General features: G+C 53.1%; 12 protein-coding genes. 1 reads left to right on the top strand and 11 read right to left on the bottom strand.

Translation table 11 applies throughout. The features are described 5' to 3' along the window. Positions 1–40: 40 nt before the first annotated feature. The 9 genes from HMPREF0577_RS03950 to HMPREF0577_RS03990 all read right to left on the bottom strand — a co-directional run bounded on the left by HMPREF0577_RS03950 (position 41) and on the right by HMPREF0577_RS03990 (position 9384). On the bottom strand, positions 41–724 hold the full coding sequence (locus tag HMPREF0577_RS03950; RefSeq protein ID WP_004012395.1) for a prepilin peptidase: 684 nt from the start codon (positions 722–724) through the stop codon (positions 41–43). A gap of 88 nt (positions 725–812) precedes the next feature. Continuing rightward, positions 813–1739: a shikimate dehydrogenase family protein gene (locus tag HMPREF0577_RS03955; RefSeq protein WP_004012396.1), complete on the bottom strand. Its 927-nt coding sequence runs from the start codon at positions 1737–1739 to the stop codon at positions 813–815. Next, positions 1727–3298 carry an endolytic transglycosylase MltG gene (gene mltG, locus HMPREF0577_RS03960; protein ID WP_004012397.1) on the bottom strand — a complete coding sequence of 524 codons (1572 nt, stop codon included), beginning with the start codon at positions 3296–3298 and terminating at the stop codon, positions 1727–1729. The genes HMPREF0577_RS03955 and mltG overlap by 13 nt, the downstream gene beginning before the upstream one ends. Before the next feature lie 21 nt (positions 3299–3319). Then, on the bottom strand, positions 3320–3781 hold the full coding sequence (gene ruvX / locus HMPREF0577_RS03965; RefSeq protein WP_036342277.1) for a Holliday junction resolvase RuvX: 462 nt from the start codon (positions 3779–3781) through the stop codon (positions 3320–3322). Between the two features lie 21 nt (positions 3782–3802). Continuing rightward, a complete protein-coding gene (gene alaS, locus HMPREF0577_RS03970) occupies positions 3803–6487 on the bottom strand; it encodes an alanine--tRNA ligase (protein ID WP_004012399.1) in 2685 nt (894 codons plus the stop codon). Between the two features lie 20 nt (positions 6488–6507). Further along, positions 6508–6792: a hypothetical protein gene (locus tag HMPREF0577_RS03975; RefSeq protein WP_004012400.1), complete on the bottom strand. Its 285-nt coding sequence runs from the start codon at positions 6790–6792 to the stop codon at positions 6508–6510. Next, positions 6789–7151: a DUF948 domain-containing protein gene (locus HMPREF0577_RS03980; RefSeq protein WP_004012401.1), complete on the bottom strand. Its 363-nt coding sequence runs from the start codon at positions 7149–7151 to the stop codon at positions 6789–6791. The genes HMPREF0577_RS03975 and HMPREF0577_RS03980 overlap by 4 nt, the downstream gene beginning before the upstream one ends. A 127-nt stretch (positions 7152–7278) precedes the next feature. Further along, the gene (gene rpsD / locus HMPREF0577_RS03985; protein WP_004012403.1) at positions 7279–7899 is read right to left on the bottom strand and encodes a 30S ribosomal protein S4; all 621 of its coding nucleotides are present in this window, start codon (positions 7897–7899) and stop codon (positions 7279–7281) included. 147 nt (positions 7900–8046) lie between these two features. After that, positions 8047–9384, bottom strand: a complete 1338-nt coding sequence (locus tag HMPREF0577_RS03990; RefSeq protein ID WP_004012404.1) for a replication-associated recombination protein A — start codon at positions 9382–9384, stop codon at positions 8047–8049. 126 nt (positions 9385–9510) lie between these two features. On the opposite strand from HMPREF0577_RS03990, the gene HMPREF0577_RS03995 reads away from it, so the two are divergent. Further along, positions 9511–11688: an MMPL family transporter gene (locus HMPREF0577_RS03995; protein WP_248613681.1), complete on the top strand. Its 2178-nt coding sequence runs from the start codon at positions 9511–9513 to the stop codon at positions 11686–11688. A gap of 55 nt (positions 11689–11743) precedes the next feature. Here HMPREF0577_RS03995 and HMPREF0577_RS04000 read toward each other — a convergent pair whose 3' ends face one another. After that, positions 11744–12367, bottom strand: coding sequence for an L-threonylcarbamoyladenylate synthase (locus tag HMPREF0577_RS04000; protein WP_004012406.1), 624 nt, complete (start codon positions 12365–12367; stop codon positions 11744–11746). A gap of 5 nt (positions 12368–12372) precedes the next feature. Then, a complete protein-coding gene (gene aspS, locus HMPREF0577_RS04005) occupies positions 12373–14160 on the bottom strand; it encodes an aspartate--tRNA ligase (RefSeq protein ID WP_004012407.1) in 1788 nt (595 codons plus the stop codon). Between the last annotated feature and the right edge of the window lie 56 nt (positions 14161–14216).

Genomic DNA, 14216 nt, shown 5'->3' on the forward strand with positions numbered 1-14216 from the left:
CCATCTTTTCACATTTTGCTACTTTCAGGAATTTTGCGCTTCAAAGACGCATGACTATAGGCAGATACATAAACCAAGTCAAATATGCCCCCGCTATCATCCACGGACCGAAAGCCAGATGCGATTGTAACGTAGCTTTACGTGCCAAGAGACGAGTCAACGCAAAAAGTCCCCCTAAGAGGCTAGCCAAAAACAGCATGATTACGGGAGCCACCCAACTGTAAAGTCCCAGCCATGCCGCGAGCGGAATCCCCAGCTTCACATCTCCCATCCCCAGGCCGAAACAAGAGACCAAAAACAACAGTATCCCCATGCCCAGACCCCACACCCACACTCGTAGCAAGGCTTCCCAGTCGCCACGATCAATGGCTATAGCCGAAAGCAGCGGCAACAACACACCCGTCGCGGGCAACACCACCCGGTTGGGTAACAGATGCCACCGCGCATCAATCACTATCAGCACTAACGCCACCGGAGTCAAAAAGTATCCCGGCAAAGACGAAAACCACTGGAGCCTAAAATCCCCCTCGGGATTCAAACGTATCACGAAGGCTGATTGGCAAGCTACCAAACCCGCGCTGGCCAAAGCCATGCGAGTAGGGAAACCTAACAGTCCCCGGTCGGAATATGGCAAGTTTCTTGTCAACACAGATTTACGTGCCGCAGCAGCATTCCATGCCCCAAGCAGGGCGCAGGCAAACCAAATCAAAAAATACTCCAACACCAGTCGGGATACTCCTTTATAAAAAACAACGGTGAAAATTAACCGTTAATACAGTTTATCCAAGGCAGCGTTTTCACGAAATCCTGGATTAAATCCCGGAATTAGGAATCGAGTCCAGGAGTGCTGGGCGAATCGCAGCGGGATTCACTTCCCGGCCAGTAAACAGCTTCACTTGGGCAACCCCCTGGTATATAAGCATTTCCCAACCAGGAACAATACTGGCACCACAGCCTCTAGCCCAAGTCACTACTGGGGACGGCCACGGGTCGTAAACCGCGTCTAGCACTATCGCCCGACTAGTCACCTGGGGCAACGGCAGTTTTTCTTGAGCCCCGGCTGGCACAGTGGACAAGATTAGGGTGGCCTGTTCCAAAACAGAGGCGAGGCCAGCAGTATCTTGCCAAGTCACGGCGGTAACCGGCAGGCGCATCCGCTGGGCAGCCGCGAAGGCTCTGCCAGTGGCTTGAGGCTGACGACTGACGATTACTAAACGGGTGGCTCCCAGTTCCCGCAGCGCCGCCAGGCCGGATGCGGCTGTTGCCCCCGAACCAAGAATTACAGCGGTAAAGCTCTTGGTTTGGGCATCATCAAAACCAGCGTGGCGAAACGCTCCCACAATACCGGCCACATCGGTATTAAACCCAGCCCACTCGCCGATTGCCGGCACCAGGGTATTTACCGCCCCGGTGACTTTCGCTAGGCCGTCCACATAGGTTGCCGCCGTGAGCGCTTCCGGTTTTAAGGGCATGGTAACTGCCAAACCCCGACAAGCCGTTCCGTCTTCGAAACCCGGCTGTGTACGCAATTTATCCAGGAAGTGCCCCAGTTGACCAGCGGATAATTGATGCTTGACGAAATCCCATTTCAAGCCTAATTCCTGATATGCCGTGCCATGAATCACCGGAGAGCGGGAATGCTCCACTGGGTCACCCACTACAAGAGCAAAGGGGCAGGCAGCGGGGATTGCTAGATTTTTGGGCAAGCCACTCATGAACCCGAACCCTAGCCCTGACACAAATCCGAGTGAGCATTACAGAACTGTTTCAACAGTTCTACATTAGCATCCTGTTCGGCATGGGTAGACGAAAAACGGGTCTCACCGGTATTTAAATCCACTGTGGTGAAATACAGCCAGTTGCCAGCGGCGGGTTTAAGGGTACCTTTGAAAGCGTACTCGCCAACCACTCCGATAGGGCTGGGGGGTAGTCCCTTGTGTTTATAGGTGTTATACGGATTCGAGGCATCCGCTACCTCCGTTTTGCTGGGGAGCTTACGTTCTTTGGCTTTTTCGCCCAAACCATAGAGCACCGTGGAATCCATATTCATAAACCCCATGGTTTCCTTACTGACATCCAGACGATTTTCAATCACCCGTGCAATCTTGGCATAGTCCTGTTTCTGCAGGTCAGAGCCTTCACGTTGCACGATTGAAGCTTTAGTTAGGAATTCTTGCCACTTGTCGGGAGCAAGCCCGGAAGCTTTAAGACGCTGGATATTATTGGCCACCATTTTGCCAACAATCTCTGTCGCACTCTGACCTGGCATCGCTAGGTAGGATCCCGGAGCTAGCCAGCCCTCCACATTGCCACCTGCGGCTTCCGGCAGCCCCGGGGCAGCGGCGAAAGCGGCATCAACGTCTTCGGGGCTGAAGCCGCCCTTCTTGACCAACTGATCTTTAATCTGCCATTTCGTGAGGCCTGGTCCCAGGGTGATTTGAGAATCAAGCCGGTTAGCGTCATCCACCAACCGTGCCAAGGCAGAAACCGCCGACATGTGTTTGGCCATTAGGTAGGTACCGGGTTGGATACCCTTACAAGCGTCCTCTTGGTCAGTACAGGCATTTATGAACGCCCGTGTCGAGGCAACCACCCCGGATTCTTCCAGAATCTGAGCGATATTGGTACCATTAGCTCCTTCTGGGATCGAAACCTCGATTTGTCCGCTACCTTGCCCTTCGTAGTCCTTTCCCTTAGCGTCGAGGCTACGTTTAATGTACCAGGTAGCGCCCCCGGCACCGACGATTATAAGCACTAAAACCACTGTGATAATAATGATTCCTCTACGGCGCTGCGAACTTTTACGGCGCATTCGGGAACGCTGGGCGCGACGGCGGTGGTGAATCGGTTCAACTTCGGGCAAGACAGCCGGGCCAGGCATTTCAGGACTAGCTGGAGCAGCTGCCGTTGTTGGCGGCGTAGCCTTGGCAGCGGCAGTAACAAGCGGCTCACTGGGATACGACGCGGAGCTCGCACCAACAGCTGGAAGAGAACCAGCAGCGGAGCTTACCCGTGGAAAACCGGACGTATAGTCGAAATCCGATACTGGCTCCGGGACTGGAACTGGGGGCTGAGCGAAGGGGATGCCAGCAGGCGAAACACCCACCTCATTTTGGGCTTGCGCCAAAAACCCATTTGTCACGTCAGCAGCCAACTCGTTAGATTGCTGAACAGCAGCCGCAGCAGAGGCTCGTGTCTGGGCTTCAGCCAAAGCGCGGGCTTCCCGCCGAGTCATATGAGTGCGCAACGGTGCATGTTGTCCGGTTTGCCCGTTCTCGTCTGTCGCCGCGTCTCGCATAAGCCCCCTTTGTCTCGCTCATTAGTCAATAATAACTAACTCGCCGGTCAAATCCGTTCCGATGTTAGACATTTCTATAGCTTGTTCCAGGATTTGCTGCGCCGCAACTTGGTCCACCATTTTCTTGTGCTCCCGAGTGCTTACTCCAGCGGCACGTAACTTTTCATGAGCCGTCACGGAGCTCAAACGTTCATCTATGAGCCGTACCGGAATCGGACTAATTTTCCGAGCCAAACGCCGAGCGTAGCTGCGCGCCATACGCGCCGCCTCACCTTCTTTACCATTGAGTAAACGCGGTAACCCCACAAATACTGCGGTTGTGGTTTCTTCACGGATAAAAGACGCAAGTTCCTCCAGCTCTGACCCATCCGCCTGTACCTTCAGAGTCTTTACTGGTAATGCCAAGATGGTGTCCAAGTACGCCTGTGCTATCCCTACTCGGACTTTACCCACGTCCACGCCTATTAATCTGCCCGAAACCAAAGCTGTTTCCTCGGTGATGGCTTAGCGTAACGCCTGCTGGAGTTCGATAGTGGCTGCTTTGAGGCCGTTTTCGAGCGAGCCACCGGGAGCACCCCCACCTTGCGCTAGGTCATCCTTGCCGCCTCCGCCACCTTGCATCGCTGCGGCTCCAGCTTTCACTAAGGCTCCAGCCTTCACTCCCTTTTCACGCGCGGCTTCATTAGTTGCCACCACCATCATGGGCTTTTCTTTGATTTTCGCTCCCAATGCCACGACTACGGATTCGGTCTTCGAGAAACGCCCTCGCAACTGGGTGGCGGCCTGGCGTAAATCATCAACCGAACCAGCAGAAACCGACTGGCAAATAAACTTGGTGCCACAAATATTTTGAGCCAAAGCCACGTAGTTATCCAGATTCGAGAGTAAAGCCGCTAAACGGGTCTTTTCCAATTCCTTTTCCGCTGCTTTCAGTCGTTCCATCATCGAGGTGATGCGCTCGACTAAATCCTCTGGTCGCGCCCCCACAAGCTGTGTCACTTGTGAGACCAAAGCGTGTTCCTTGGCTTGATAGCCAGCAGCGCCATCTCCCACCAAGGCCTCGATGCGACGCACTCCGGAACCTACCGATCCCTCACCCAAAACCATCAATGAACCAATCGCTCCGGTCAAAGGTACGTGGGTACCGCCACAAAATTCTTTGGACCAACCGTCGCCGATGTCCACGATACGCACGATTTTCCCGTATTTTTCACCGAAAATGGCTTGCGCACCCGTCTTGCGGGCTTCTTCTATTGGCATTTCATAGTCGATAACTTCCAGATTGGCACGCAAACGTTCATTGGCCTCTGCCTCTACATCTTGGAGCATTTCATTCGACAGTGGTTTAGAATTACGGAAATCGAAGCGCACATGCCACGGAGCATCTTCGGAGCCAGCCTGAGTGGCTCCATCGCCGAGGCGGTCAAGGAGCAACTGGTGTATAACGTGGGTCGAGGTGTGCGCCCGAGCTATAGCACCGCGGCGCTCTATATCAATAGTGGCCTGGGCATCTTCTCCGAGGGTAATCCCGCCCTCGTGCAAAGTACCCCGATGCATCGGCAGCCCTTTGACAGGGGCTTGCACATCAGCTACGTCAAAAACTCCACCACCGGCGAGGGTAATCCGGCCTTGATCAGCCAATTGACCACCAGCTTCGGCATAGAACGGGGTGCGATCCAGCAGTACTTCAATGGTGGCGGGGGCGCTGGCCGCTGGTACCGGTTTACCGTCTTGAAGAATCCCGATTACCTTGGCTGGAGCCGAGGTTTCAGTGTATCCCAAGAATTCCACAGTTTTAGTCTTGCCCAGTTTTTCGGCCAGTTCCTTGTATACATGGGCATCGACATGGCCGGTTTTTTTCGCCACTGCATCAGCACGTGCACGTTGCTTTTGCTCATTCATCAGTTCGGTGAAGCGTTTCTCGTCCACTTTCACTTTGGCTTCCGCTGCAATCTCTAGGGTCAAAGACAGAGGAAAACCATAGGTGTCATGCAGCTGGAAAGCGTCCTCACCGGACAGAGCGACTCCAGCAGCCTTGGCTTTAGCCACAGCAGTGTCGAGAATAACGGTGCCCGCATCCAGAGTACGACGGAAAGCATCCTCCTCAGCATAGGCCACATCGGAAATCGTGTCCCAGTTGCTTTGCAGTTCGGGGTAGGAATCCTTCATTACTTGCATACTAGCTGGCAGCAGTTGGGGCATCACCGCTTCTTGTACCCCCAACAGACGCATAGAACGAACCGCTCGACGCATTAGACGACGCAGCACATATCCGCGTCCTTCATTGGAAGGTCGTACTCCATCTCCTATCAGCATCAAAGCAGAACGCACGTGGTCTGCCACTACTCGGAAATGCACGTCCATGGCTTCAGCAGAAGAAGTGTATTTGCGCCCTGAAAGCTCCTGGGCTACCTGAATAACTGGAAAAACCTCGTCGATTTCATACATATTGTCCTTGTCTTGCAGCAAGAAGGCCAGACGTTCCAAACCAAGCCCAGTATCAATGGCAGTTTGGTCAAGTTTACCCAAAAGTGGATAGTTTTTCCCTTTACCTTCACCACGCAGAAATTCGTCGAAAACCAGGTTCCATAGTTCCAGGAAACGGTCACCTTGAGCGTCCACCTCCGGACCGCCATCAGGTCCGTAGTCCGAACCGCGATCATAGTGAATCTCAGCGCAGGCTCCAGCTGGTCCAGGCTGCCCAGTATCCCAGAAAATCTCTTCACGGGGTAGTTTTTGGATATGAGTGGGGTCAAGCCCGATTTCTTTGGTCCAAATCCGCCAAGCTTCCTGGTCTTCTTCCCAGATGGTGACCCATATCTTGTCCCCATCTAGACCGTATTTACCTTCCGCTATCGAACCGGTCAACAAGTCCCAGGCATACTTCGAGGCTCCTTCTTTGAAGTAATCCCCGAAAGAGAAATTCCCGCACATTTGAAAGAAGGTACCGTGACGGGTGGTCTTACCGACCTCGTCAATGTCATTGGTGCGGATGCATTTCTGTACCGAAGTGGCGCGCGGCCAGGGTGCCGTTTCAGTTCCCACGATATAAGGAATAAACGGCACCATCCCGGCGATAGTAAACAAAATCGAGGGATCGGGGGAAATCAGCGATACTGATGGGCGCACCTCGTGCCCATTTGCAGCAAAATAATCCAGCCAACGCTGACGAATCTCAGCAGTACGCATATTAAATGTTCTTTCTCTAACTAGTCGAAAATCAAATCATCATCGTCATCTTCGGTGTCTTCGGCCGAGTGTTTCCCCCGGCGTGCCTGGTGTTTGTCCCAGGTATCCCGAGCCGAAGCCACTTCCTCTTCCGTAGAACTCAAAGCTTGTATCAAAGCATTTTCACGTTCAGCCATATCGGCTCGAAACTTAGAGGTGAATTCATCTACAGTTTCCTTGAAAGCAGGGAGCGTGTAATAAGCCAAAACGGCGGCTCCCGCCGCAAGCAGCAAGGTGGCTCCGGTGGCTTTAACAATACGGTTCATGCTTCTTCCTGCCCTTCCTGGTTTAATCCCATAGCCTTGCGCACCGCATAGCTAAAAGCGGCCACCTTAATGAGTGGCTTGCCAAGGGTGGCGGTGACAAGGGTAGTCAGAGCCGAGACATCCTCAACCGAACGGTTCGCGGCCGAGGTAATGGAATCAACCCGTTCCAGCTGGTTATTAACCTGGTCGAGAGAATCCTGCCCCTGTTTGACCGCTACCACCGCTTCGTCCGACAGCTCTTTGATGGAGCGCTCCAACTGGGCGAACACCGCTCCCAACTTCCATAAAGGAACCGCTAGGAAAATCACCAGCACCGCAAAAGCCACTGCTGCCGTAATCGCCGCAATGTCGCCAATCATTTAGCACTCCCCTCTGTCATTATCAAGCAAGACGTTTCGTATTCCTGCAAAACCCTACCCCATATTGTATCTACAAGGGTGCCCCAGGAATAATAGAGACATTCCTGGGGCACCATAAACACTTGATTTAGCGCGAGTAGTACTCGACCACGAGCTGTACGTCACACTGCACCGGAACCTCATCGCGTTTCGGGACACGGTTCAAGGTGAAGCGCAATTTCTCGAGGTCTACACTCAAGTAATCCGGCACCGCGGGAAGCACATCGCGATGTGACCCCCGAGCGGCCACTACAAAGGGATCCTTTACCTGTGAACTGGGCTTTACCTGCACAGTCTGTCCGGGACGCACCCGGTAAGAAGGACGATCCACAATCTTGCCATCCACCAAAATATGACGGTGGGTCACAATTTGGCGAGCTTGAAACATGGTACGACCAAAGCCGGCACGCAACACCAGAGCATCGAGACGCTGCTCCAACAAAGTAATCAAGTTATCACCGGTACGACCTTCCATGCGCAATGCTTCCTGGAAAGACTTAACCAGTTGTGCCTCGCGAATCGCGTACTGAGCACGCAAACGCTGCTTTTCTTTCAAACGCACCGCGTAGTCGGATTCGGAACGACGCCGCGCCCGCCCATGCTCGCCCGGGCCGTAGGGACGACGCTCAAAGTATCGCTTTGCTTTTGGTGTAAGGGGCATTCCCAAGGATCGGGACAGCCGCACCATTTTACGTGAACGATTAGCCATTTATATCCTCACTTCTGTAGAGTCACCCGAGAAAGACCATCTTTCCACGGGCGGGGTCAACACTCCGGCTAAGACCCCAGGAGCCGAGTCTTACTCTCGGCTGTTACCCAGCGCTTGGCAAATCCCAAACATGGCAACCCGGATATTCTACCTCATTTTCTGGATAAGACGTAACTTGGCCAATTGCTCACCAATAGCAGCTTCGTATCCATGCGAGGAAGGCTGGTAGTAAATCTTGTCCCGCAATTCATCTGGTAAATACTGCTGGGACAGTACCCCACGCGGATCATCATGAGGATACCGGTAGCTTCCCTCAATCTTGCGCGCTTCTTTCGCCCCCGGAAAATGCTGGTCACGTAAAGGCGTGGGCACACGGCCAATATTGCCGCAATCCACATCGTTTAAAGCCGCGTTTATCCCTAGATATGCACGGTTTGATTTCGGGGCAGTGGCCACCGCCACTACCGCTTCAGCCAAGGGAATTCGTCCTTCTGGCATTCCGATAAGCTGCACAGCCTGAGCAGCCGCTACGGCCAGGGGCAACACGGTGGGGTCGGCGAGCCCTACGTCCTCAGCCGCCGCGATAACAACACGCCGCGCAATAAAACGCGGGTCTTCTCCCCCTCGAATCATGCGCGCTAAGTAGTGTAAAGCCGCATCAGGATCACTACCGCGCATCGATTTGATAAATGCCGAAGCCACGTCATAATGTTCGTCAATGTTATAGCGCACAATCGCTGTATCCGCTGCCGCCGCTACATCTTCCGCTGTAATCTCGCTGGCACCTCGTGAATCCGCCCCACCCGCAGCAGCCTCCAGCAATGTCAAGGACTTTCGCCCATCAGAACCAGCCAAACGCACAATCGCCTCGCGGGCAGCCTCAGTGAGTTGAAATTTACCCCCCAGACCCCGTGAATCAGTCAAGGCACGTTCGACAATCGTGCTAATGGCCTCGGTATCCAAAGGCCGCAAATTTAAAAGCAAAGACCGTGACAGCAGCGGAGAAATCACCGAGAACGTTGGATTCTCCGTAGTGGCAGCCACCAGGACAATCCAACGGTTTTCTACGGCCGACAACAAAGAGTCCTGCTGTGACTTTGAAAAACGATGCACCTCGTCAAGAAACAAAATCGTTTCTTTACCTTCCAAATTAAGGCGTCGTTTCGCGCTGTCAATAACCTCACGCACCTCTTTGACCCCCGCGCTAATCGCCGAGAGTTGGACATATTCCCGTCCTCCAGCTTGAGCAACTAAAAAAGCCAAAGTGGTTTTCCCAGTTCCCGGCGGACCAAAGAGAATCACCGAAGAAGCCATATCCGTTTGCCCACTCAACAGGCGACGCAAAGGAGAATTTTGGGCTAAAAGATGCTCTTGACCCACCAGTTCATCCAGGCTTCGCGGGCGCATCCGCACTGCCAAGGGTGCCGCAGCTCGGAACTCTGGTACCCCACCCGGCCCCGTATGAAGGGAATCAAATAAATCCATAACCCCACCCTAATGGAAAACCGAGCCGAAGGTTATGAGAGAATAGTAAACGTGTTTGCCAACCTTTATCGTAACTTGAGCCGAGGGCCACTACCCGCAGTGCTATTGTGGGCTTTAATAGTTGTGGTGCTAGCAACCTTCGCTCTTACCGGTTTTGGTTTCGGCAATGTTTGGAATCGCACCGAAAACCGGCTCGTATCCATTCCCGGTTCTGAGTCCTACCGCGCCTCCGAGCTCTTGGCACCTAATGAATCCACCAACTACGCCGTATACCTGCTGGTAGACGGCGTAGATATGGAAAAACAACACCATGAAGTTCTGAATGTCTTACAAACCGCCACCAAGAATCTGCAAGAAATTCCCGGTGTGATTCCCGCCGGGGTGTTGCACCCCTTCGCCGCTGGAGACCAAGCCACCAACCCGCAAGCCGCCGCACAAATGCGGGGGTTCATAGCTAAAAACAAACGCGGTTTCATGGTGGTGACCTTCCTCGATTTGACTCAATTTCCCGAAAAAGCTAAAGAAATCCGGAAAATGACGGAAACTGAAATGCGCCAGATTGCTGTAGATATGCGATCCTTTGCACCCCAGGCGCGCGGTTTGGTTAATGACAAGGATTTAAATAACGAAGCCATCGCGCTCACCGCCAAGACAGATACCCACCTGGCTACCGTGGCAGCGGTGATAGCGATAGCCCTAGTAATGTTCCTCACTTCAGGCTCAATGTTGATGACCCTATTAATTTTGACGGCTTGCGTCACCGCCTGGGCCATTTCGAGAGCGTTTACGAACTTGGTTTCTACTTTTACTCCCCCCACCCCCGAAGACCCGGCCTTGGTAACGGTAATATCGCTAGTGACGATTTCGGGATACACGATTTTGTTGTTGGCACGTTCTCGTGCCCAACTGGCTGTAATTCGTTACACGGCAGAAATCCCAGATTTACGCAAGATTGTTCTGGGACGAAACCAGAAGCGACGCAGCCGACGTGCCGCCACAGGCTCCCCTTTGGACGAAGTTTTTGCCCACGCCTTGCCCCTGGTCGTCACTTCCACGGCCTTAATCACTTTGGGCTTGGTAACAGTGGCGTTTTTCCCGGCTTCACACTTAAAGTGGGTGGCTTTAGTATCAATAGCCAGCGTCTGGGGTTGCTCCTTGGCAACTTTATCTCTAATTCCAGCCTTGCTATATCTAACCGCCCGGTGGCTAGAGATGCCGCGCCCCTCGTGGCACCGTAACTTGTTCAATCGGCTCTCAGGGCTAGTGCACACAGCCAAGACCCAAATTTTTCCCTCGTTTCGACGCAAAACGCCCCCAACTTTCCGATTGAAAATAACAATTGTTACCGTCATTACGGTGTTGATGATTATTCCGATTTTTGGCATTACCTGGAGAACAGCAGGTGAGGTTGGACTGCACCCGCATTCCCCCACTGCCAAATTCCACGCCCTGCGGCAAAACCAATATGGAAACACCGGAGCCACTCCTGATGCTATCGTCTTAGGGAAAACTACCTCGGCAGAAATGGCAACATGGGCAGGACAAGTGCTAAAGATTCCCGGTGTAGCCAACGCCATAGTCAGCCCCGAAAACATTGGCTCCTTCGCTATGCTAGATGTAACCTTCAAAGAGAATCATACGCAGCGAGAAGCTGTGCAAATCGTCACAAAAATTCGCACCTTGCCCGCGAACTTTGCCAAACTCGTAACCGGGCAAACCGCTAATGAAATTGACTTTGCCAAGCAACTGCTGCGCTACCTTCCCCCCGCAGTGCTAGTGATGGCGATGGCGGCTTTCCTTGTTATCGCCACCGCGACCCGACGTCTATGGCTAGCAGCTACTGCCACTGCAACGAACCTGGCAATCTCACTGGCTTCCTTAGGGATAACTACCGGAGTATTCCAAGACGGTGCCGGATTTTTTATCCCCTTTCTAAATCAATCCGAGGGGGTGGAACCAAGTGTGGCGGTACTGTTGGCAGGGTACGGTTTCGCTACTGCCTTGGACTATCAAATTTACGTCATCAGTAAATCCAGCCCGGTTGACTACTCCACCCAAGAGATTCCCGTATTGTTACGTGAACTCACCCCAAGTCGGGGGATCCTGTGGACCAAGTCGGCAGTGAACTTGGCAATTTTATTCTCTTTCCTACCGGTTACATCTCAGGGCGTGAAACAACCCGTATTTGCTTTAGCGCTAATGCTGCTGGGACATGCTACTTTGAATCAATTGGTGTTAGCCCCGCTACTGGCACCTTACCCAGATCAGCTTCCCGCCGAGAATACTTTGATTTGGAAAAACTAAAAAAAGCCTCGGTGGCTGGGGTGTATCCACCCCAGCCACCAGTTTAAAATTGAACCTAGCCCAGGAAATCGATTGATCCTGCTCCCTCGCGGGTAACCACCGGTTGGCCATCTTCCATGTTAATCACGGTGGTAGCCTGAGGGTTACCGATAGGCGCATCCACAATCACGTCCAGGACATGCCCGAGTTTCTCGACAACATCAGTTGCATTATTCAACGGTTCCGATTCACCGGGCAGAATCAAAGTACATGACAAAATTGCCTCGCCTAAGGCTTCCACCAGAGACCGTGCGACTTTGTGATTGGGAATTCGCACCCCCACAGAATGTTTTTTCTTGTTTAAAGTCGCGCGGGGCACTTCCTTGGTGCCCTTCAAAATAAAGGTATATGAACCCGGAGTGAGGGATTTTATCAACCGAAAGTTAGCATTTGAAATCATCACCAGCTGTCCTAGCTGAGAGAAATCATGACACACCAAGGTGAAGTGATGCTTATCATCAAGTCGGCGTATCTTGCGAATCCTTTCCAAGCCTTCGGCATTAGCCAAGGCGCACCCCAAAGCATATCCTGAGTCAGTGGGATACGCCATGATTCCCCCCTCACGGATAATCTCTACGATTTGGTTTAACAAGCGAGCCTGGGGATTTTCAGGATGTAGCTCAAATACTTTCGCTTCCATTGGTGCTATTCCTCTTCCGCGTCTTCCGAATCTGGCTTCCAGTCCACTCCCGTTTCCTTGCGTTGCTCGTCGGTAATTGGTGCCGGTGCCCCGGTAAGGGGATCGAAACCATCGCCGGCCTTCGGAAAGGCAATCACATCTCGAATAGAAGGTGAAGCAGTGAGCATCCCCGCAATGCGATCCCAACCTAGAGCGAGTCCGCCGTGCGGCGGTGCCCCATACTTGAAAGCATCGAGCAGGAAACCAAATCTGGCCTGAGCCTCTTCTGGAGAGAACCCCATAACCTTAAATATTCTTTCTTGCACATCACGCCGATGCACACGAATCGAACCGCCCCCAAGCTCCACCCCATTACACACAATGTCATAGGCATAGGCCAGTGCCGAACCGGGGTCGGTATCGAAAGTATCCATGCACTCCGGCTTGGGCGAAGTAAAAGCGTGATGAACTGCAGTCCAAGCAGAATGCCCCAAAGCCACATCCCCTTCGGCTTCGGCTTGTCCGCTGGGCTTGAACAGAGGTGCATCCACCACCCAGGTAAAAGCCCAAGCTTTCGGGTCAATCAGCCCACAGCGTTTACCAATCTCGAGGCGCGCGGCACCGAGCAGTTCCTGGGAGGCAGTGCGTTCGCCGGCAGCAAAGAAGATGCAATCCCCCGGTTTCGCTCCGGTAACTTCAGCTAGACCCTCGCGTTCAGTATCAGAAATATTCTTGGCTACCGGCCCGGCCGTAGTACCGTCCTCCGCTATAGTCACGTATGCCAAGCCTTTCGCGCCCCGAGCTTTAGCCCATTCCTGCCACTTGTCAAAGGTTCGACGTGGCTGCGCGGCACCACCCGGCATAACAACCGCGCCTACATAGGGAGCCTGGAATATTTTAAAAGGAGTATCCGAGAAGTACTCGGTGAGTTCCACCAGCTCGTAGCCGAAACGCAAATCGGGTTTATCCGAGCCGTATTTGTCCATGGCTTCTTTAAAAGGCATCCGCGGAATCGGAGTTTTCAGGTCATATCCGATAACCGCCCAGACCTCCTTTAATAGGTCTTCGGTAACTGCCATCACGTCGTCTTGGTCAACGAAACTCATTTCCAAGTCAAGCTGGGTGAACTCAGGCTGTCGATCCGCACGGGAATCTTCGTCGCGATAGCAGCGTGCCAGCTGGTAGTAGCGTTCCATGCCCCCAACCATGAGGAGCTGCTTGAAGAGCTGCGGAGACTGGGGTAGCGCATACCAAGATCCCGGTTTGATTCGAGCCGGTACCACAAAGTCACGCGCTCCCTCCGGAGTAGAGCGGGTCAAAGTTGGGGTTTCAATCTCGAGAAATTCGTGTTTCTCCATCACTCGACGCGCAACGGAAGAAATCTTGGCGCGCAACACCAAGTTGTCGTGAAGTTGGCGGCGCCGCAAATCTACAAAGCGGTAACGCAACCGCACGTCCTCTCCCACTTTACCGGCTTCCTCAGCGTGCTCGGAAACCTGGAAAGGCAGGGGCGCACAAGGGTTCAAAACCTCCACGTCCTCGGCTACCACCTCGATTTCGCCAGTAGAAATCTCGGGATTGTCATTACCATCGGGACGCTTGCGAACCTTGCCTGTCACCTTAAGCACATATTCATTACGCACCTCACGAACTACATCCTCACTGACAACCAGCTGGACGATACCTGAGGCGTCACGTAAATCCATGAAAGCCACCCCACCATGGTCGCGGCGCCGATCCACCCACCCGGTAAGGGTTACGGTTTCCATGTCATTTTTGAGGGTCAGTTCCCCACATTTGTGTGTTCTTAGCATCGGGTTCCTTCTTTCTAAAAGTTGCTGCGCCTACGACTGCTATCAAAAACAATTTT

This window comes from Mobiluncus mulieris ATCC 35243 (assembly GCF_000160615.1).
Taxonomy (GTDB): domain Bacteria; phylum Actinomycetota; class Actinomycetes; order Actinomycetales; family Actinomycetaceae; genus Mobiluncus; species Mobiluncus mulieris.

Excerpts from the sequence above, each read along its gene's own strand:
- alaS (WP_004012399.1), bottom strand. The coding sequence starts at position 6,487 with ATGCGTACTGCTGAGATTCGTCAGCGTTGGCTGGATTATTTTGCTGCA.
- HMPREF0577_RS03975 (WP_004012400.1), bottom strand. The coding sequence starts at position 6,792 with ATGAACCGTATTGTTAAAGCCACCGGAGCCACCTTGCTGCTTGCGGCG.
- aspS (WP_004012407.1), bottom strand. The coding sequence starts at position 14,160 with ATGCTAAGAACACACAAATGTGGGGAACTGACCCTCAAAAATGACATG.
- mltG (WP_004012397.1), bottom strand. The coding sequence starts at position 3,298 with ATGCGAGACGCGGCGACAGACGAGAACGGGCAAACCGGACAACATGCA.
- HMPREF0577_RS04000 (WP_004012406.1), bottom strand. The coding sequence starts at position 12,367 with ATGGAAGCGAAAGTATTTGAGCTACATCCTGAAAATCCCCAGGCTCGC.
- HMPREF0577_RS03990 (WP_004012404.1), bottom strand. The coding sequence starts at position 9,384 with ATGGATTTATTTGATTCCCTTCATACGGGGCCGGGTGGGGTACCAGAG.
- rpsD (WP_004012403.1), bottom strand. The coding sequence starts at position 7,899 with ATGGCTAATCGTTCACGTAAAATGGTGCGGCTGTCCCGATCCTTGGGA.
- HMPREF0577_RS03980 (WP_004012401.1), bottom strand. The coding sequence starts at position 7,151 with ATGATTGGCGACATTGCGGCGATTACGGCAGCAGTGGCTTTTGCGGTG.